Consider the following 20774-nt stretch of genomic DNA (forward strand, 5'->3'; position numbering starts at 1 on the left):
AACTGGCATTTATACCGATACATCACCAGCATACCCCAACTTTACAAACTCACTGGTCGGTTGGCCTATCATCACAGCTTTGGGTTTTGTTAAATCGCTTCGAACAATTTTCCGGGCAAGGGACGCACAACGCCCTTCATTTCCATATTCAACAAAGTAGAAGAAGCCTTAAAGACAGGCAAGCGACATTCCAAGGCAATACTATCGAGCAATTGCTTTCCATTGCTTTGCAAATAATCATAGATCGATTGTTCGTCAGGCTCAAGATCCACGAAGAGCTGTTTTTGAACGGGCCTGGTTTCCTTCTCGGCCACATCCCATCCTAAGAGATATACCAAGTCGGCCGCGGAAGTGAGCATATGTGCCTTTTGTTGTTTTATAAGGTTATTACAACCCGAGCTATACTTATCCTGTGCCCTTCCGGGGACGGCAAAAACATCGCGATTATAACTGTTGGCAATATCGGCCGTAACCAAACTGCCCCCTCTTTCCGCCGATTCGATGACCACCGTAGCCTCGGTCATACCGGCAATAATCCGGTTTCGTTTTAAAAAATTCTCCCTGTCGGGCCGGGTCGTACTGCGAAATTCGGTGTAAAACCCTCCATTCTTTTCTACATCACGGACATACTTGCCATGGGCTTCGGGATAGATTTGGTTGAGGCCATGGGCCAAGCATCCAATAGTCTGCAAACCATGTTTAATGGCGGCCTTTTGGGCGGTAATATCCACCCCATAGGCAAAGCCGCTTACGATAATGGGGTTCAAGGGCGCTATTTCCTCTATAAATTTTTCACAGAAGGCAGTGCCATAACCCGTAATCTTACGGGTGCCCACAATACTGATAAGCCTACGGCCCTCCAAGTTAATGTTACCCCTTTTGTAGAGCAGTACCGGACTGTCGATACAGTGCTTTAGATAGCTGGGATAATCGGCATCCTTAAAATACGAAAAACCAATGCGGTTCTTCTGGATATAATCATATTCGCGCTCTGCGGCTTCTTGATGTTCCCCATCGTGCAAACCTTTTAAGATATGTGTGCCAATACCATCGATCTTTAAAAGATGGTGTCGTTTTTCCTCAAAAACGGCTTGGGCACTACCACAATGCTCAATAAGTTTTTTAATGGTTACATCTCCAATTTTAGGAACACTTTGTAAGCGCAAAATCGCAAGCAATTCATCTGTAATCATTTATACTAGCATCAAAGTTATCCACAAAATACACAAATTATAATGTTAATAAAAAGTCAGAAGGACCCTAGTCTGCCCCTATAATTTTTTCCATATTTGCGTCATATGGGATTAGAACGCTATATATCTGAGTTAATGTACAGGTACAACTGTGTAGTTGTGCCAGGTTTCGGTGCTTTCTTAACCGAACAGAAATCTGCCGTAATACATGAGAGCACCAATACTTTTTACCCTCCAGTAAAAACCGTTTCGTTCAACCAACAGTTGTTGTCAAATGACGGCCTCTTGGTTTCATACGCTGCCGAAGCGCAAAATATTTCCTTTGAGGAAATGCTCGGGCAGGTCAACGAAATTGTGGCCGAGTGGAAAGCCGAATTAAAAAAAGGTAGTCAATTACAATTGGCCGATATCGGAACCCTTTGGTTCAACTCAGAAAATAAAATACAGTTTCAACCCTCCGGAAACGTCAACTACCTGACCTCTTCCTTCGGAATGTCCTCTTTTGTTTCCGCACCGGTAACCCGAGAGGTCTTAAAAGAAGAAGTGTCTCAGCTAGAGGAAAGCATTCCTTTGGCATTTACACCGGAAAAGCGCGAGACCCTAAGCCTTCGCCCATACTTAAAGTATGCAGCGGTCGCTTTGATTGCCTTAACATTGGGCGTTACAGGATTTCAGTTTTACAAATCTAATGCGAACAACCAACAGTTAGCTCGCGAAGAAGCCCAGGAACAGGTTTCAAAACGCATTCAAGAAGCCACATTTTTTGATGCGCAACCCTTAGAACTACCCACAATTACGCTTAAAACTTCCAAAAAAGGAGCGGCGGATAAAGCGGAAAAACGCATGCACCACATTATTGCCGGGGCATTCCGATACCGCACCAACGCCGACAGAAAAATAGAGGAATTAAAGCAGAAGGGATACAATCCATCTTATATAGGAACGAATCCGTTCGGCCTGTACTTGGTAGCCTACGACAGCTTTACCGACTCGAACAAAGCGTTAATGGCCCTTCGGGAAATTAAGCTTACCCAAAAGGATGCTTGGTTAAAATCAAGTCACTAACATTCCTTTAGACTTACGGTTTTAGGCCTAAAAACTTCAATAGCCCATCTTTTTTTTCAACTTGTCCTAGGCAAAAAGCTTCTGCTATGGTGCCCATTAAAAAAAGTATCTTTGACAAAAAATTGATTTATGCAGGCTAAAAATCCCAGCGATTCTAGAACGATATTGACCGATATGGTACTCCCTAGTGAGACCAACCCCCTTAACAATCTCTTTGGAGGCGAATTACTGGCTCGAATGGACCGTGCCGCAAGTATAGCCGCACGTCGCCATAGCCGTCGTATTACGGTTACCGCTTCGGTGAACCACGTAGCCTTTAACCAATCCGTACCCGTAGGAAGCGTTCTTACGGTAGAAGCAGCCGTTTCACGAGCTTTTAATACTTCTATGGAGGTTTACATCGATGTATGGATGGAAGATCGCTTTACAGGTGAAAAATCAAAGGCAAACGAAGCCATATACACCTTTGTAGCCGTAGACGATACCGGAAGGCCTACAGTGGTGCCCCCTTTACAACCCGAGACTCCACTCGAGCAAGAACGCTACGATGGCGCTTTGCGCAGAAAGCAATTAAGCCTTGTCTTGGCCGGAAAAATGAAACCTCATGATGCCACCGAACTAAAGGCATTGTTCATGGAATAAGCCTTCTTTAAAAATCGAAATTATCGGGATCGGGCCCGGTGCGCTCACCCTTATCAAGACTATCTAGATAGGCCATATCGGAATGTGAAAGTTCAAAGTCGAAAATATCGGCATTGGACTTGATCCTATTTTCGTGTACCGATTTTGGAATGGCCACTATGCCCTTCTGTAAATTGTAGCGCAAGATAATCTGTGCAATGGATTTATTGTATTTGCCGGTCAGCCCATCAAAGACATCGGATTTTGCATCGAAGACCTTCCCATGCATAAAGGGCGACCAAGATTCGTACTGACCCCCCTTGTCATTGCAAAAATCGATCAGGTCTTGTTGCACCAAGTAAGGATGGAATTCCATTTGATTGACCATTGGGACAATTTCGGCCGTTTCAAGCAAGTCTTCGAGGTGATGTCGCAAAAAGTTGCTCACACCAATGGCCCGAATACGCTTTTCACGGTACAACTTTTCCATGGCACGCCAAGTATCCTTGTATTTTCCAGCCACTGGCCAATGAATTAGATACAAATCGAGGTATTCTACCCCCAGACGCTCCAAACTGTCTTCAAAAGCCTTTAAAGTGCTTTCATAGCCTTGGTCGGCATTCCATAGCTTAGATACCAAGAACACCTCTTCGCGCGCGACATCACTTTGCCGAATTCCCTTGCCAACGCCCTCTTCGTTTTTATATATTGCGGCAGTATCGATATGTCGATACCCCAGGTTCAAAGCCGTTTTAACGGCATCGACCACATCTTGGTCATTATCGGCCAAGTACGTACCTAGGCCCAAATAAGGGATTTCTACCCCATTGTTTAACGCAAATGTGCCCTGTAAGTCTGTTATCTTCTTCATATCCTTCCTATAATTGGTACACCCACTCCTCTGGATTGAGTTTGGAAGTGTTCTGGTGCAAGTAAAACTTCAATTTGGTCTGTCCGTTAGACCGATTGGTATAAATCTCGCCCAACTCGGTTTTTGCTTCAACGCGATCCCCCTTCTTAACATAGAGTTTAGAAAGGTTGTAATAGGTGCTGATAAAGTTACCATGCTTCAATTGCACGGCCTTATTCCCCCCTGGTATAGACAGAATGGCAATAACCTCTCCCCTAAAAATAGCCCTGGCCTTCGCCCCTTGGTCGGTAGTTATGATAACCCCGTTACTCTGGTGTTTTATCCCCGGGTATATAGCATCGGCATATACACCGAAACCTTGGCTTTTAAATCCCTTCTCCACCGGCCATATCAAGCGGCCCTTATTGGCGGTAAAACTATTGGCAACAATAGCGGCCTCCGGCGTCAATAAGAATTTACTCGGATCATCACTTTTCTTTCCGCTGTCTTTGTTCGACGCGGCAATGGCCTCACGGATCAAACGTTCGATTTGACGATCGATTTGCTTGGCTTGATTTTGTTTATCGCGTATTTGGGCCGCATATTTCGTCTCACTCTTACGAATCGAGCCCAAGAGTTCTTGGTGGGCCTTCTTTTCCGTAGTCATGGCCTTCTTTGCCTTCAAGTTCTCGGCCAACAAACGTTCCTTCTCCTTTCGTTGTACCGTAAGTCCGGCGTTGAGCTTGCCCAATTCTTCGGTCTTGACCACAATTTTTTCCCCTTGTTTACGCCTAAACTCAGTGTATTGCTTTATATACTGCATCCGCTTGAAGGCTTGATAAAAATTTTCGGAGGAAAGAAGGAACATTAATTTACTCTGTTGGATCTTACTCTGATACCCCTTTTGTATCATCAAGGCGTAATCATCCTTGAGCGCTTCCAATTCTTCACGCAGTTTGGTAATGACTCGAATATTGTCATTGATTTTCTTGTTCAGCAAATTTGATTGTTGATTGGTAACATCGATAAGCTTTTGGCGCACCTTGATCTTATTGTCTAGGGCTTCCATTTGATCGAGAACGTTGCCTTTTTTCTTCTTTTGGTCAAAAAGCAAGTAATTGATCTGCTCTATTTCCTTTTGCAACTGTTCGCGTTTGGCCTCTAGGGCTTCCTGCTCTTCGTTTTGGGCACAAAGCGTGCTCCATCCAAATAAATAGAAACCAAGAAAAACGACAAGAAAATACTTATTACCGCGCATCGTCAGTTAGTGTAATTTCTTTAAAACCTTTCGGTATTTTATACGGAAAGTTCATGGGTTGGTCAAATTCAATATTGCGATATTCGATATCTACCGTATTCCGATCACCCCCTTCTATGGCCGCAACGGCGATACGTTGGGGTAGAATATATTTTCCTATTTTCTGATAATCCGTATAGTTCACCTGCAGCAATCTTTTCTTTAAGGGTTGCGAGAGCTGTTGTGAGGCCATCTTAAAGTTTTTGGGTTCTATCTGAAAAACGACCTTGAACAATTCCATGGCTTTTTTAGGCTTCAACTGATAATCGCCATTAACCACTGTAGCATCGTATTTTGCTTCCTTAAGGTTGAAAAGGGCCTGCCCCATTAAAAGGTTCTGTACCTGCTCAAAATCGAGTTCAGTACCTAAGAACTTGCTCAAATAAGCAAAATCACCATCAAAGTACTCGTTCTGCAACTTGTTGTAAAAAGTAACCCTTCCCGGGGTAATATAAGCCTTGACCATGCCCAAGGGGGCACTCATCCAGATGGCCTTGTCCTTTTCCATACGCAAACTAACGGAAACCCCTTGTGTCGATTCACCGTCGGAATAATCAATACGCATTTTACCGCTCAAGGTATTGAAATCGGTAGTATGGGCATAGTGGTTTTTCACTATGGCCTTCGCCGAAAGATTGCCATCGACCTTTCCATCGGCCAAAACCTTGTTCGACTTACAGGAAAGAGAAAGGGATAGTACAACAAGCGCCATCAAACGCAAGACAATTCGCAATGGTAAGGCCATAATTTTTGTAACAGTTTAAAACCCGGGTTTTATCTTACGAAGATACATATTTGCCTTGACTGAATTGTTAATGGAATTATAAGCATCGGACAGCTCTTGATAAAATTTATTGGCCAGGGAGATATCGCCCACCAAATAATCGAGTCCCGCTTCAAGCGTTTCTATGGCTTCGCGCGCCCTTCCTTTCCTGTTCAGGGCGAGGCCTTGGGCATAATAAAAATAGGGTTGCGAAGGATAACTTTCCAAGGCTTCGGCGGCAACGCGGTCTAAGGCAAGGTAATTCTTGGTTTGAAGCATTCCTTGAATACGGCTTCGATATTGCTCAAAAGACCCCGATTCAGAGCCGCCATCATTGGAGAAGGTAAAGGAACTTTTACTGGCCGCAGCTTCCTGTGCCTCGATTAAATCGGCCACTTTTATGGAAAGTTGCCGGGTAAAATTAGACTTAGGTGTTTCCTTTAAAACGGATTGTGCCTCCTTGGCCCTTCCCCTTCTGAAAAAAATCAGGGCGAGGTTTTCCTTAAATTTTACATTGTCGAAAGGCAATTGCTCCCTTAGGGAATCAATAGATTTTTGCTGCTTCCGTGCGATATCCACGTAAGTATCGATATACCAAAGATTGTCGGGACGGGCCAAAAGTGCGGCCAAGGCATACTCTTCGGCCACAGGATACTGTTTTTCCTTTAAATAGAGCTTTGCGAGCTCATGGTCTACCACATCGTTTTCGGGGTCGAGCTGTTTGCACTCGAGCATAAGGTTGATCGCCCTATCATAGTTCTCTATACCCTTTTGTTTCAGGGCTTCGAAAAATTTATCTTGAAACGCATCCGAATAATCCTCCAAAAAAACTTCGGCACTCTGGTTTTCATCAATAGCGGGCGTTTCTTGGGCATAGGCCGATAGGGAGACCCCAAAAAATCCTCCTACAAATAGCGATATGAGCTGTCTCGTTTTCATTTGATACCCAAGGTAAATACTATCTTAGCCCTTGCCTACTTTACACCGGTACTCCCGAATCCGCCCTCACCTCTGGCGGTTTCCGATAATTCTTTTACTTCCTCCCATTCGGCGCGTTCGTGTTTGGCAATTACCAATTGCGCGATACGCTCACCATTTTCCACGGTAAAGCTTTCATTGGAAAGGTTGACCAAGATTACACCGATTTCCCCACGATAGTCGGCATCTACCGTACCCGGGGCGTTCAATACGGTAATTCCTTTTTTTGCGGCCAGGCCACTTCTTGGCCTTACCTGGGCCTCAAAACCGACCGGAAGCTCAATGAATAATCCGGTTTTAATAATGGCGCGCTCTAGAGGTTGTAACGTTACCGATTCGGAAATATTGGCTCTTAGGTCCATTCCCGCAGATGCTCCCGTTTCATAATGGGGAAGTTCGTGCTGCGATTTGTTGATGATCTTTATTTGCATACTGTTTTTTTTGAATGTAAATTATTGGTCTTATCCGCCATTGGCATCTACGTCCGATGCTTGAAGGCCGACTTAATTCTTCTGTCTTAGGAAAATCTGTGTCAATGTATCCTTTTCAAGTTTATACACCAACCCAAGGAACAACAAAAATAAGATACTCCCAACAATTAAGCTCCTATCGAAAATATAAAAGGACAGGATAGAAAAGAGAACGGAAACCCCTAGATAAAAAATAATCTTTCTAAAATTGTACGGCACCGGATAGCGCGACTTCCCCAAATAGTAAGATAACACCATCATACTACCATAGGCCATAAGTGTTGCAATGGCACTGGCCATATAACCGATATAAGGAATAAAAATATAGTTCACGATGATGGTTATAAGCGCCCCGAATACCGAAATGAAAGCTCCGTAGCGTGTTTTATCGGTCACCTTGTACCAAACCGACAGGTTGTGGTAGATGCCAAGAAAGAAACTGGCCAAAAGAATAATAGGCACGACGGACATGGCTTCCCAATACGCCGGATTTTTAACAAAAAGCACTTTGAGCACATCGGCAAAAACAACGACCCCCAATAAGATCACACTACCCAATACCACAAAATAATTGGTAATCTGCGCATAGGCCTTTTGTGGGTTTGCCGTACCTGCATGACTAAAAAAGAACGGTTCTATCCCCATACGGAAGGCGGTAGAAAACAGGGTCATGAACAAGGCAAGCTTTACACAAGCGTTGTACATACCCACCTCTTTATTGGCAATATCCTCGGGCAAGAGTGCTTCTAGCATTACCCTATCGAAGACTTCATTAATGGTAAAGGCCACGCCAGCAATCAATACGGGAATCGCATATTTCATCATTTGCTTCCAAAGCTTGTCATCAAAAGTATAGCGACTGATCAAATAGGGTTTCAGCATCAATAAGAGTGTAACCCCACTGGCGCAAAGGTTGGCTATGATGATATACGAAATTTGAAAATTGGGCCTGTACAAGCCAGCTAGAAGTCCGTCTGGATTACTTGCGGCAATACCCGGTAATAGCAATAAGAAGAACACATTGAGCCCAAAATTGATGACCACGTTCAAAATCTTGACCACGGCATACCTTAACGGCCTTTCATTGGCCCTCAACCACGCGAAGGGTATAATGACCAAGGCATCTAAAGAAAGGATGAACACCACGTACTTAATGTACTTTGGGTCTATGCTCAAAAGCCGGGCCATTCCGTCTTGAAAAATCAGGGAAACCACCATAAAGAGCATGGTGGAAGCCAAAATAGAGATCAAGGAGGTAGAAATTACCGTCTCTTTATCGTCGGATTTGCTGTAAAACCTAAAAAACGCCGTTTCCATTCCATAGGCCAAGACCACGTTGAACATGGCAAAATAGGCGAAAATCACCGCTAGTTCCCCATATATTTCCGGGGGCATGGCATCGGTATGCACCCTGACCAAAAAGAAGGAAATCATTCTGGGCAATACAGTGGCCAGACCGTAGATAGCCGTTTGCTTGAACAATTTTTTAAGCGGATTCAATAGAGCTGCATTTATATCCAAAAGTACCTATTTAAAGGCATCTAGCAAAGTGAAGTTAAACACGGATGGATTTCTTTTTGGCAACGGCGGTTTTTCTTGGTCAAAACAAAGGTAAATCAAAGCAAAAGGAAGCCATCTCCCGCCCTTTAACAACCTCAATACAACCAAGGCCCATCCGATGGAAGAAGAGACCGCTTAACCCTTAAATAGACCATATAAGAAGGGTTGCGGCGCCATAAACCGAAGCCTACGGCACCATAGTTTCGCTTGAAGAGCTAGTTATGACCCCATATAAAAAAAGGAACCCCACATGACTGTGGGGTTCCTACTTATATCTATCATTTACTTCGACGATGTCAAAGCAATGGTTAAGCCTAATTGTTCAAGGCTTCCGCACCACCTACGATCTCTAAGATCTCATTGGTAATGGCTGCCTGTCTTGCCTTGTTATAGGTCAATTTCAATTGGTCTCTCAATTCCGTAGCGTTATCGGTAGCCTTGTGCATTGCTGTCATTCTAGCCCCGTGCTCACTGGCAAAGGAATCACGAATAGCTTTGTACAATTGCGTTTTTAACGACTTAGGGATCAACTGCTCTACGATTTCCATTTTTGATGGCTCAAAAACGTAGTCGGTGCTCAAGTTTTCCGCACCGGCCATAGGAACGATCGGCAAAAACTGCTCGGTCATTACAATCTGCGTAGCGGCATTCTTGAATTTGTTATATACGATATCGATGCGATCATAATTACCTGAAGTGAACTGCTCCATTAAATCTTCGGCAATAACCGATACCTTATCGAATGTCAAATCTTCGTAAAGGCTACTATGGTTGGCTATGACTTTAGATCTTTTGGTCAGGAAATCGTCGGCCTTCTTACCAATGGCAACAAAATCAACCTCTTTACCGGCATAGGTTTCGTTAATCAAAACCGTACACTGTTTTAAGATATTAGAGTTAAAGGCACCGGCCAAGCCCCTATTGGACGTAACAGCAACCACCAAAACTTTCTTCACCTCTCTATTATCGGCATATTTACTACCAGAATCGGCATCTAAACTTGCACTTAGACCTTGTAACAACTCGGTAAGCTTATCGGCATAAGGTCGCATTGCAGTAATGGCGTCTTGTGCTTTCTTCAACTTTGCAGCCGATACCATTTTCATGGCACTGGTAATCTGCATGGTCGATGATACCGATGCTATTCTGTTTCGTATTTCCTTTAAGTTCGCCATTTGATTCAGTATTTAGTAAGCGGCACAAAGTGTTATTTTGAGGATAACACTTTGTACCTGCCACTCAGTACTCAGTACTTATTTAACTCTTATATTTACCAGAAAGGTCTTTGGCCACAGCAGTCAAGGTATCGGTCACCTCGTCGGTAAGTTTACCGGACTTTAAGGTATCCAATACATCCCTGTGCTTAGCATTCAAGAATTCCAAATAATCTCTTTCGAATTCCTTTACCTTTTCTACGGGAACATCACGTAACAAGTTTTTAGAACCTGCGTAGATAATCGCGATTTGGTTTTCAACGGTATAAGGATCGTTTTGGGCCTGCTTCAAGATCTCAACGTTACGACGTCCTTTCTCAATAACGTTCAACGTAGCGGCATCCAAATCGGAACCGAACTTGGCAAAAGCTTCCAATTCACGGAACTGGGCTTGATCCAATTTCAGTGTACCTGCCACTTTCTTCATTGATTTGATCTGTGCATTACCACCCACACGAGATACCGAAATACCCACGTTGATCGCTGGTCTTACCCCTTGGTTGAATAAATCTTGCTCCAAGAAAATCTGTCCGTCAGTAATCGAGATTACGTTCGTAGGAATATAGGCAGAAACGTCACCCGCTTGGGTTTCGATAATAGGAAGGGCCGTTAAAGAACCACCACCTTTTACCATAGGCTTCAACACCTCTGGCAAATCGTTCATGTTCTGTGCGATCTTGTCATCGTTGATAACCTTAGCGGCACGCTCCAACAATCTAGAGTGAAGGTAGAAAACGTCACCTGGGTAAGCCTCACGTCCTGGTGGTCTTCTCAAAAGAAGGGATACCTCACGGTAAGCTACGGCCTGTTTTGACAAATCATCATAGATGATCAAAGCAGGACGACCAGTGTCGCGAAAATACTCACCGATAGATGCACCTGCAAAAGGAGCATAAACCTGCATTGGCGCAGGGTCGGAAGCATTAGCGGCAACAATGGTAGTATATGCCATGGCCCCTTTATCTTCTAAAGTTTGCGCAATTGCAGCAACGGTAGAAGCTTTTTGGCCAATAGCAACATAGATACAATATACTGGTTCACCAGCATCGTAAAATTCTTTTTGGTTCAAAATGGTATCGATACAAACGGTAGTCTTACCTGTTTGACGGTCACCAATTACAAGCTCCCTTTGACCACGTCCCACAGGAATCATGGCATCGATTGCCTTAATACCGGATTGCATAGGTTCGGTTACCGGCTCCCTAAAGATAACACCGGGTGCCTTACGCTCCAATGGCATTTCGTAAGTTTCACCAGCAATAGGTCCCTTACCGTCTATAGGAGTACCTAGGGTATCTACCACACGGCCAACGATACCTTCACCCACTTTGATAGAAGCAATTCGCTGTGTACGTTTTACGGTAGCACCTTCTCCAATAGCCTTGGAGTGTCCTAAGAGAACCACACCAACGTTATCTTCTTCAAGGTTAAGAACAATTCCTTCAAGGCCACCTTCGAACTCCACCAATTCGCCGTATTGGGCGTTTGATAGACCGTAGACCCTGGCGATACCATCACCAACCTGTAGTACTGTTCCCACCTCGTCCAATGTAGCGGTGGCTTCAAATCCTGATAATTGTTTCTTTAAAATTGCTGATACCTCAGCGGCTTTTACTCCTGCCATTTTTATAGATATAAGACATGGAACTTAAGAAATTCACCTCAAGTCCTAGTTATTATTATAAACTACTTGAAAACTCTCTTTTTAAATTATTCAATTTATTAGAAATGCTGGCATCATACTGCAAATCGCCAACACGTAAAACAAATCCTCCTATAATACTTTCATCGATTTTGTTTTCGATGGTTACCTCGTTACCGGTAATCTGAGCTAATTGCTTAAGCACCTTCTTCTCTAGGTCGGCGCTTAAAGGAACGGCTGTGGTAACATACGCAACACCCTCACCTTTTAAATCTTCGTTAAGAATGATATACTTTAAAGCAACCTCGTTCAAAATAGATATCCTTTTGTTCTCGGCAAGTGTATTGATCAAACCTAGGGTAATCTGGTCACCACCTTCGAACACGGCCGCCAAGGCTTTCTTTTTGGTCTCCCCATTAATCACAGGGCTGGCCAACATGGCTCTCAACTCTTTACTATCGGCAATCGTTGCCACAACCGAACGCATGTCTTTCTCGACCGCATCCGTGGCCTTGTTCTGTACCGCTAGGTCTAAAACCGCCTTTGCGTAACGTATTGCTGCTCTAGAATCGCTCATTTTTTATTTTGTTTTATTGTTCTGTCGGCAGACCTTCATCGGCACAACAAAAAGCAATATAGCTACTTAATTCAATTTAACATCGCCCAACATACTTTCAACCAATTTCAATTGCTGGTCTTTGTTGGATAGTTGCTCTTTCAAAACCTTCTCTGCAATCTCTACAGAAAGTTCGGCCACTTGGTTTTTGATATCGGCTACAGCGGCTTTTTTCTCACTCTCGATAGCGACTTGCGCCTGCTTCAGCATTTTGTCGCCTTCTACCTTGGCCTGCTCCTTAGAATCCGCAATCATTTTCTCTTTGATCTCACGGGCTTCTTTCAGCATTGCCTCGCGCTCCGCACGGGCTTCCTTTAACAACTTATCGTTATCGGCCTGAAGGTTCTGCATTTCGGCACGGGCTTTTTCAGCGGCGTCCAATGCCCCCTTGATTCCTTCTTCACGTTCGTTCAATGAAGTCAAAATCGGCTTCCAGGCAAATTTCACCAATAGGAATATCAAACCTAATAATAGTATCGTCTGAACTACGAAAAGGCCCGGTGAAAAATCGTTTAATAAAGTTTCCATATATAATACTACTTTAAAATTCTAAACTTGATTAAAACATTTCCTGCAACCAACCGTTGCAGGAAAATGTTTTTTTTGGTTTTTAAACCCTTAAGCTTTACCTAAGAACAAGGCACCGAATGCCAAACCTTCTAAAAGTGCAGCAATGATAATCATCGCAGTTTGTATTTTTCCGGTTGCTTCTGGCTGACGGGCAATACCTTCCATTGCTTTACCACCAATTTGACCAAGACCGATACCTGCTCCGATTACGATTAAACCAGCTCCAATTAAGTTGTACATAGTAATTGATTTATATAATTAAATTAAAAAACTCTCTTTTAGATGAAATCCCCTCGAACGTCTTCCGCGTCTGGAATCTCATGTCCTGTAGCATCGTGCTCATGTTCATGATCGTGCTCAGCAACGGCCATACCAATAAACAAGGCCGACAACATAGTAAAAATATAGGCCTGTAAAAAGGCGACCAACACCTCAATAAGCGTAATGAAAAACGACAATACCAATGATAGTCCTGTTGCCCCGACCACACCTAAGCTCTCTTTAAGCGTAAACATGATGGCGATCAAACTCATTACCACAATGTGCCCAGCAGATATGTTCGCGAACAAACGTACCAACAATGAAAACGGCTTGATCAAAAAAGCACCGGCCAGTTCTATAATCGCAAGAATCGGCCTGATCAAAACAGGAACCCCTGGCATCCACACCATGTGCATCCAGTAATCCTTGTTTCCGCTAAAGGTATAAATGACCAAAGTAAAAATTGCCAAGGCAGCGGTTACGGCCAACTGGCCCGTTACGTTAAAACCTAATGGAGTCAAACCTAAAAGGTTCAAGATCCAGATAAAGAAGAACACGGTCAACAGGTAACCTGTGAATTTGCGATATTTTTTCTCGCCGATATTCGGCTTGGCGATCTCATCCCTAACATAGATTACCAATGGCTCCAATACCCTACCAAAACCGGTAGGTACTTTTTTACTGGCGTATTGTTTTGCCAATGAAGAGAATCCCCAAAGCATAAGAAGACCCACCAACAAGATTCCAAAAACACTTTTGGTTATTGAAAAGTCAAGGACTTTGGCGGCATTTTCCGCATGGTGATGCTCGTCAAACCGAACTTCGGAAGCTCCTGGGTTCAGTTCATATATTTTACTGTGAAGTTTTACAAATTTAGAACCACCTTTCTCGACAACCACCTTACCGGCATCGTCATGATGAAATTCAGAAGACATGAAAGTTACCAATCCGTTGCTCGACCAAAGGATGACCGGCAAAGGAAAACCAACGTGCTTACGCTCCCCATTATCACTTGTGTATGAAAACAAGTGAAAGTCATGAGCGTCTTTAATGTGGTGTTGGATATATGCATCCACCTCATCTTTTGTGTCTACCGCTCCTTGATCACCTCCCTCGGAGAATGCAAAACCCTGAAGAGAAATGCAGAGTGTACAAAGTAATACTAGTGTTCTGATCATTTTTGAAACTTCCTTCATTATTTTTTATCAAAAAATTATGCTCCTGAAATTTTGCGCAAAAGTAGGTAATATTGCCGTAATACAAACCATTTTTGTCCTTTAAAATTTTGAAACTATTCGCGTTGCAAAATTTTTGAAACAAAAAAGACCTCCAGACACAAAAAAACAAACACTGGAATCAAAAGTGAGGCTCTATAAAATCTTGGTAAATGCTCATCTCCCATTAGTTGCGGGTAGCACATTGCAGTATAAGCGGCAATTTTAAAAACCAAAAGGCCGATATAGACAAAACCCAATTGAACGAAGATTTTTTCACTTTTGGAGAGTAGACGAAAAGCTATAATCACCGATAAAGAGAAAACGAAATGAAAAATATAGGCTTTTTGAAGCAGGGTGTTGAAGCCCAAATTGTCATCTGCCAATAAAAATTGATGAAGAAAAAAAGAAGCCGTGCCCACCAAAATGAACACGACTATATATTGTACTAATTGTTTGACCAATGCTACTTATTTAATGTCATCACTTTTTTGATGACGATATACATCGACAAAAATACGGCAAGTAAAGTAATTGTATCTTCTAAAAACGTTTTTTCAAACTTTACATCTAACCAGGCCCCCAAAAGATTGCCTAAATAGATGGTTGCCCCCATTTGTATGGCAATGCCCGAAAAACCGGCCGCTGTTCGTATTAAATTCGAATTATCACGAGGCTTTTGCTGCTTCATTGTTTTTGCTTAGGGGCGACTTAAAGCCCGAAGAGGCATTACTGTTCAAGCTCCCTCCTTTACCTTTCATGGTACAGGACGCGTTAAAAGTAGCACCGGGTTCAACCGCCAACTTGGTTACCGACACCGTACCTTCTATTACTGCCGAAGATTTAAGCGACAGTAGGTCTGACACCAAAAGCTCTCCGTTGAAGCTTCCTTCTATATCGGCATTGACACACTCTACCTTACCATGGATATAGCCATCTTTACCAATAACAACCTTACCTGTTGTCTTTACGTTGCCGTCTAATTTACCGTCAATTCTAAAATCAGCTTCAGATTCGATATCCCCTTTAATTTTTGTGTGCTTGGAGATTCTGTTGGGTTGTGCGCCTATTTCGTTCATAGTTCTTGGTTTTTTGTTGTCAGAAAACATTGTTTATGGTTTTGGGGTTAAAATTTGACTTTTATACTCTTGTAAGTTTTTATGTACTTGGATAATTTTATAGTTGGTAGATAAAATTACAAAATTCTCATTCTCAATACGGTAATCCTTGTTAAATTTTATAAGTTCGGCAAAGCCAAGGGCGTAATCTTTAGACTTAAAGCCATGTACGACGACGAATTGGTCTTCTAAAGTATAAATATCTTTTGAAACCTTGTTCTTGTACCTTAAATCGACAATGGCATCCTCGAGTTCTTTCTTTACCCTTTTGGCTATTTCATCGTTGCTTCTTCTAAAAGGAAATACCACTTTCCAATTACCCGTTCCGGTTGAACCCAGTTCGGTAGAAAATTCCTTTACCGCCAGCTTAGGAAGCTGCTCGGCCACCATGGCCTCCGCTTTTTTCCCTTCCGGATTGTTAGGATAGGTCAACGCCACGTAGTTGAGGGCCTCTTCAAATGCCTTAAAACCGTTAAGCCTTCCGATGGCGTTGGCCTTCAGCATTTCGAACTTGGGAACTATGGGGTCGCCTGTGTACTTTTCTATATTCTCTTCGGCCCCTGTAATGGTCTTCAAGTATTCTTGCTGTCGATATAGGCGATATAGGGCCGCATAACGTGCCTCTGGGCTATCGGCATCGTCTTCGAGCACCGCTCTCGGGTTCAATATAATTTCGGCATAGCGCGAATCACCATGGTTTTGGAGAATATCTTGCTTCATGGAGGCCAAAAGCGGACTCCCCTCTTCTTCGTATATCTTATACAGGTTGTATTTGGAAGGAAGCACCAAACGCTCCTCTGGATCGGCATCCAAAACCTTTTCAAGTTTTTCGGCCGCCAATAGATTTTCCTTGAACTTCTCCTTGTAGATCAGTCCGAGTTGATAATTGGCAAAATTTCGTTCGCCCTTAAGACTATCTATCACCGCCACATCTGTAGGCACGCGGTCCAAATAATAGTCTACAGAAAAGTTTTCTTCGTCGGTAACCGCGCTCAAACTATCGTTCGAAACCGCGGCATTACCCGCTACTTCTTGTGGCAAGACACGTCTTTTATCGCTCCAACGCCAGTCGTCTTCAAGTGTTCTCTTGCCCCATCTCTGAACAAAGTCGTTTTTACCATATCCCAAACTGGTCAGGTTATAGAAATAGAATTTCCCCTTGTTTTCTTTTCCTCCTTTACTCTTTGCAAACTGGGCAAAACCGGCCGCCAATCTTCTTTCCTCTTTCTTGGCCGCGGCCTCCTTTGCCGCCTTGAGCTTCGCTATATGCTCTTCAAAATAAGCCGTACGCTCGGCCAAGGGAAGGTTGTACAACCTTATGATACTATCGGTACGATGTGCAATATCCTCGTACTTGATAACGTCTTCAAGGTTATCGAGCTTTTTCCTGGTTCTCCTATATCTTTTTGTGTTTTCCTCTAAATTGCTAACGACACTGTCGTAGTAGGCCCCTGCCAGTTTATATTCGTTTCTATCAAAGTGGTAGACGGCCAGGTTTTCGTAATTGAGCGCGTTCAACTTTGGTTCGTTCTGGGTGGCGCGCAGCGACTTATTGAAATAGACCACGGCCAAACTATCGTTTTCACGGTCGAGGTAGTATTCCGCCATCTGGCGATAAATTTTATCCAAGAATGGGCGGTTCTCACGATTTTCCTGAAGGTCGGTCAGGTACTCCAATATTTCCTCGCTGTTCTCCGAAGTAATTTCGGTATTTCTCAACTTCTGTATTTCGGCATTGATCATATAGACCCTTGGCGACCTACGGTTTAGCTCAATTACCTTATTGAAGGCATAGTTGGCACTGTCTTTATGGCCCAACCGATTGTACAATTGCCCAATTATGTAGTAATAACGCCCTTTTTCAGGGTTTTTCTTAGTGTAATGCGATGCAATCTTTAAGTTTTGAACCGCGGTATCAAGTACCTTTTCATTGATGTAGGCTTGGGCGATCATAGCCCTTGTATCGGCATATTCTTGGTCGCTGAGCTGTTCATATTTCAAAAGCCGCTTTAGGTTTTTAATGGCCAGTTCCTCGTTTTCGAGGCGAATGTTTACCTTCTCGCGCCAGATATGGGCCTCGTTCAGTTTATCACTGTAGTTGTATTTCTTTATAATGTAGTTGAAGGCTTCGAGGGCCGGCATATAGCGTTGATCGAAATAACGCGCCTTGCCCAAAAGTAAAAAGGCCTCGTCGGTTTGTGGGTTACGCTCCACATCCTTAATATCCATACTGTGCTTTTGTATGGCCTTGGTCGCCTTTTCTTCGGCAATGATAAAATTGGGGTTGTTATCTTCGGAATCTAACTTGATATCTTCGGTAACCTCCAAACGTTCAATAGGAAGTATTTCCCAGTAATCATCTTTGTAGTTCAGGTTAAGTTCTTCCCTACCTTCATCAAAGGCAATATTGCCATTGTACAAGGTGTTGTACTTGGTATTGAGCGCGTGCCAATTTCGGTTCACGAACGCGTCTTTTTTGGTGGAACACGAATTTAACGCGATACCTCCTAGAACCGTACATAAGATGAGTTTAATGTGAAGTTTCATCTGCTCAAGTCAATCAATGTTAATGGTCAGATGCAATTTGCCCAAACTGTTTTCATACTTTTTCCGTGTGTAAATGGCAGATTTTTATAATGTTCGCCTGCTTACTTAACTCTAACTAAAAAAGAACCGGATTATTATGCAGTTGGTCGATAAAAAGTTAATTGTTCGGGCCTTGCGTTCCCCAAAAAAAATAAAATTCGCTCGAACCCAAATTCTATTTTCAAGGGATTACCCGCCGCTAACCGCCACTTTCTATTCTCGATTTCGATTTACCGCTTCAAATATGGCCTTTCCTTACTCGCTTTTTGCGCAAAATACGTGAAGTTTGAAAAAAGCGGAAGAAGTCGCTTTTATTTTTTACCGACCGAGCGGTCTGTGATTGCCCCGTTCAAAGACCAAGAACCCATTTTACGTACATTAGACGGCAATAGTCGACAACTTATCGACCCATTTCCCTAAGTGCCGAATCACGCAAAAACCAAGAACCGACCCAAGGGTCGGTTTAGGGGTGTAGCATTATAGCGTTGGTATCTCATCTTGGGGAGTTTCGCTTCCCCCAAAAAATGACTCCAATTCCTTTAAGGTAGCCTCTGAAGTCTTTATATCTTTTACTATTTCCCCTTTGTTCAACACGACAATGCGTTCACATACCTCCGTCACATGGATCAAGTCATGGCTAGAGACCAATACGGTAACCCCTTGTTTAGAAGCCAGGTCTTTAATTATACCTTTTAATCGAATTTGGGTCGTGGGGTCGAGATTGGCAAAAGGCTCATCTAAGATTACCACATCGGGGTTGCCAATAAACGAGGCGACGATTCCGGCTTTCTTTTGATTCCCTTTGGAAAGATCGCGCAAGTATTTTTTCTGGTTTAGGATCTCGCCGTGAAAGAAATCGTCAAAATTCATCAATAGCGTATCAACATCGGCCTTATTTTGGTTACGCAATTCGCCGATAAAATAAAAGTATTCCTCAGGGGTCAGGTAACCGATCAAAAAGCTCTCATCTATAAAAGCCGAGGTATAAGGCTTCCATGCTTCGCTCTGGTCTACTTGCACCCCATGGTTCTCTATATGTCCCGTAGTGGGTTGGATCAGATCCAACAAAAGGCTAAAAAAAGTAGTTTTGCCAGCACCGTTGTTCCCCACAAGTCCAAAACTCTGTCCTTTGGGTATATCAAGCTGTTCGATATTCAATACGGTTTTACCAAGATACTTCTTGGTGAGATTCTGTACGGTAAGCATAGATTCGATATAAAGTTCCTGTTTCGTTTAAAGCCTCATAAGGTAAATTGGGATTTAGCTGTTCCGTTCCTTAAAGCCGGCAATCATCACATATTTTTTCTTCCTGTAGGCCTTAGTAATTTGGTTTAGCCATATATTTCTTAGGGCAAAACCTATAATTCCAAGGAGACAAAGGGCAATTATGGCGGCTTCAAAGGAGATGAAAAAGGACAATAACCCATAAATTGCCATAGGCATCCCAAATAGTGGGAGGGCCACCAAAAACTGGGTTGCACTCGTTCCCTGCATATTACTAAGGGCACTTTTGGTCAAATCGATACGCTTTTTGTTCATAGACCCAAAGAAAAGGATCACCGGAACGTTGACACCTAGATTGTACAAGGCACAACTAAAATTTATGGCCAAGGAGTCCCACCCAAAATAAACATAGGGAATAGAGAGCAAAAACATAATTCCGATACTAACCGAAATCAGGGCCGCCTTAGACTCCAAATATTTTCTTAGGGGAATGTTCTGCGACATCATCATACTGTAATAAGCGCTGTCCCAAGCCGGAATAAACTGCCCGAAGTTCATTAAAAACACCCCGGTCATAAAAATGCCGACAAAAACCAACATTCCAGACTGCATACCAAAGTCTTCCATAGTATAGAAGACCAATCCGTAAAAGGCCATTCCCAATGACACAAAGACCTGTGACCTCGTCCGCTTATTTCGCCATATGAGTTTTAGATCCAACTGCAAAAAGGGCGCTATGGCGCCGAAACGGCGGGTCCATGCCAACTCCGAAGAGCTTGCCTCTGCCGTTTTCTTTTTTAGGGAGACATCTAAAAAAATGCGTTTTCTCAAATAGGAATAATTGACAAAATAGGACAATACCGCAAGACCCAAGGGAAGCATGGCATAGAACGGATTTTCATAAAGGGCGTAAAATAATCCTCCGGCATAGGCCCTTATAGGGAGGAGCTGAAAATAATCGAAGCCATAGCAAGCCAACAAAAGTGTGCCGACCACAATCAAAGCCTTATCGCTCTTATTTATTATAAAATTGATGTAGTTGATACTCAACACAACCCCTATAATCCCCAGTATCCAAAAGAAAACGTTCAAAAAGACATACCCCTTTATAAGCAAGACCACCCCAAAGGGCACAAAGAAAAATAGGGCTAAAAAATTATAGAAAGAAACCGCCGAACGGCCTAGGATGTAATGTGCAATACTGCTTTTTTGTATAGGAAGGACCAGAAAGGGCTTGATATCCATAACCGGAAGCTTTTGCATAAAATACCGTAGAAACAGTTCGGCAAGTACCCAATACCCTAGATATTGGCTTAAGGTGGCAAGTGGATCCGTATCGGGAAAGATCTTTTCTAAAGCAAAGAACAATGTTGAACCCAAAACGGACAACATTGCCAAAAAGTACAGCGCGAAAAAGCCCATCATTAGTTTCACTCCAAGGCTTTTGCCTAAAGACGAAGACCTAAAGAAGGATTTCCACTGCAGCCTACTGAAACTTTTAAACATAAGAAAGGGGTTACCTGTTCGGTAAG

21 protein-coding genes are annotated in these 20774 nt (G+C 43.1%); 2 read left to right on the forward strand and 19 right to left on the reverse strand.

Annotated features, from left to right (window positions below; all coding sequences use genetic code 11):
- Nucleotides 1-89: 89 nt before the first annotated feature.
- Nucleotides 90-1193, reverse strand: a complete 1104-nt coding sequence (gene dprA, locus BW980_RS01005) for a DNA-processing protein DprA (protein WP_076453108.1) — start codon at nucleotides 1191-1193, stop codon at nucleotides 90-92.
- A 105-nt stretch (nucleotides 1194-1298) separates the two neighbouring features.
- On the opposite strand from dprA, the gene BW980_RS01010 reads away from it, so the two are divergent.
- On the forward strand, nucleotides 1299-2258 hold the full coding sequence (locus BW980_RS01010; RefSeq protein ID WP_076453109.1) for an HU domain-containing protein: 960 nt from the start codon (nucleotides 1299-1301) through the stop codon (nucleotides 2256-2258).
- 129 nt (nucleotides 2259-2387) lie between these two features.
- On the forward strand, nucleotides 2388-2900 hold the full coding sequence (locus tag BW980_RS01015) for an acyl-CoA thioesterase (RefSeq protein WP_076453110.1): 513 nt from the start codon (nucleotides 2388-2390) through the stop codon (nucleotides 2898-2900).
- Nucleotides 2901-2907: 7 nt separating this feature from the next.
- On the opposite strand, the gene BW980_RS01020 is transcribed toward BW980_RS01015, so the two are convergent.
- From BW980_RS01020 to BW980_RS01105, 18 genes are all read right to left on the reverse strand, one after another.
- Nucleotides 2908-3750 (reverse strand): aldo/keto reductase, encoded by an 843-nt coding sequence (locus BW980_RS01020; RefSeq protein ID WP_076453111.1) that lies wholly within the window; start codon nucleotides 3748-3750, stop codon nucleotides 2908-2910.
- A 7-nt stretch (nucleotides 3751-3757) separates the two neighbouring features.
- Nucleotides 3758-4987: a murein hydrolase activator EnvC family protein gene (locus BW980_RS01025; RefSeq protein WP_076453112.1), complete on the reverse strand. Its 1230-nt coding sequence runs from the start codon at nucleotides 4985-4987 to the stop codon at nucleotides 3758-3760.
- Nucleotides 4977-5771, reverse strand: a complete 795-nt coding sequence (locus BW980_RS01030) for a lipoprotein insertase outer membrane protein LolB1 (protein WP_076453113.1) — start codon at nucleotides 5769-5771, stop codon at nucleotides 4977-4979. Before BW980_RS01030 ends, BW980_RS01025 begins: the two co-directional genes overlap by 11 nt.
- Before the next feature lie 15 nt (nucleotides 5772-5786).
- Nucleotides 5787-6728, reverse strand: coding sequence for a tetratricopeptide repeat protein (locus BW980_RS01035; protein ID WP_076453114.1), 942 nt, complete (start codon nucleotides 6726-6728; stop codon nucleotides 5787-5789).
- A gap of 35 nt (nucleotides 6729-6763) precedes the next feature.
- The gene (dut, locus tag BW980_RS01040) at nucleotides 6764-7198 is read right to left on the reverse strand and encodes a dUTP diphosphatase (protein ID WP_076453115.1); all 435 of its coding nucleotides are present in this window, start codon (nucleotides 7196-7198) and stop codon (nucleotides 6764-6766) included.
- Nucleotides 7199-7270: 72 nt separating this feature from the next.
- Nucleotides 7271-8737 carry a lipopolysaccharide biosynthesis protein gene (locus BW980_RS01045; protein ID WP_076453116.1) on the reverse strand — a complete coding sequence of 489 codons (1467 nt, stop codon included), beginning with the start codon at nucleotides 8735-8737 and terminating at the stop codon, nucleotides 7271-7273.
- Between the two features lie 374 nt (nucleotides 8738-9111).
- On the reverse strand, nucleotides 9112-9972 hold the full coding sequence (gene atpG, locus BW980_RS01050) for an ATP synthase F1 subunit gamma (RefSeq protein WP_076453117.1): 861 nt from the start codon (nucleotides 9970-9972) through the stop codon (nucleotides 9112-9114).
- Nucleotides 9973-10054: 82 nt separating this feature from the next.
- On the reverse strand, nucleotides 10055-11635 hold the full coding sequence (gene atpA / locus BW980_RS01055; protein ID WP_076453118.1) for a F0F1 ATP synthase subunit alpha: 1581 nt from the start codon (nucleotides 11633-11635) through the stop codon (nucleotides 10055-10057).
- A 55-nt stretch (nucleotides 11636-11690) separates the two neighbouring features.
- The gene (gene atpH / locus BW980_RS01060) at nucleotides 11691-12230 is read right to left on the reverse strand and encodes an ATP synthase F1 subunit delta (protein WP_076453119.1); all 540 of its coding nucleotides are present in this window, start codon (nucleotides 12228-12230) and stop codon (nucleotides 11691-11693) included.
- A gap of 66 nt (nucleotides 12231-12296) precedes the next feature.
- Entirely contained in the window at nucleotides 12297-12797 is a 501-nt protein-coding gene (locus BW980_RS01065; protein ID WP_076453120.1) for a F0F1 ATP synthase subunit B, read from the reverse strand.
- Nucleotides 12798-12887: 90 nt separating this feature from the next.
- Nucleotides 12888-13079 (reverse strand): ATP synthase F0 subunit C, encoded by a 192-nt coding sequence (gene atpE / locus BW980_RS01070; RefSeq protein WP_076453121.1) that lies wholly within the window; start codon nucleotides 13077-13079, stop codon nucleotides 12888-12890.
- Between the two features lie 38 nt (nucleotides 13080-13117).
- A complete protein-coding gene (gene atpB, locus BW980_RS01075) occupies nucleotides 13118-14296 on the reverse strand; it encodes a F0F1 ATP synthase subunit A (protein ID WP_076453122.1) in 1179 nt (392 codons plus the stop codon).
- Between the two features lie 95 nt (nucleotides 14297-14391).
- Nucleotides 14392-14778: a DUF6168 family protein gene (locus tag BW980_RS22990; RefSeq protein WP_394333484.1), complete on the reverse strand. Its 387-nt coding sequence runs from the start codon at nucleotides 14776-14778 to the stop codon at nucleotides 14392-14394.
- A gap of 2 nt (nucleotides 14779-14780) precedes the next feature.
- Nucleotides 14781-15005, reverse strand: a complete 225-nt coding sequence (locus BW980_RS01085) for an AtpZ/AtpI family protein (RefSeq protein ID WP_013993136.1) — start codon at nucleotides 15003-15005, stop codon at nucleotides 14781-14783.
- Nucleotides 14983-15423, reverse strand: coding sequence for a bactofilin family protein (locus tag BW980_RS01090; protein WP_076453124.1), 441 nt, complete (start codon nucleotides 15421-15423; stop codon nucleotides 14983-14985). The genes BW980_RS01085 and BW980_RS01090 overlap by 23 nt, the downstream gene beginning before the upstream one ends.
- A 3-nt stretch (nucleotides 15424-15426) precedes the next feature.
- Nucleotides 15427-17979, reverse strand: coding sequence for a type IX secretion system periplasmic lipoprotein PorW/SprE (gene porW / locus BW980_RS01095; RefSeq protein WP_076453125.1), 2553 nt, complete (start codon nucleotides 17977-17979; stop codon nucleotides 15427-15429).
- A 516-nt stretch (nucleotides 17980-18495) separates the two neighbouring features.
- Nucleotides 18496-19224: an ABC transporter ATP-binding protein gene (locus BW980_RS01100; protein ID WP_076453126.1), complete on the reverse strand. Its 729-nt coding sequence runs from the start codon at nucleotides 19222-19224 to the stop codon at nucleotides 18496-18498.
- 54 nt (nucleotides 19225-19278) lie between these two features.
- Entirely contained in the window at nucleotides 19279-20748 is a 1470-nt protein-coding gene (locus BW980_RS01105) for a DUF5687 family protein (protein ID WP_076453127.1), read from the reverse strand.
- Between the last annotated feature and the right edge of the window lie 26 nt (nucleotides 20749-20774).

Source organism: Zobellia uliginosa (genome assembly GCF_900156625.1).
Taxonomy (GTDB): Bacteria; Bacteroidota; Bacteroidia; order Flavobacteriales; family Flavobacteriaceae; genus Zobellia; species Zobellia uliginosa.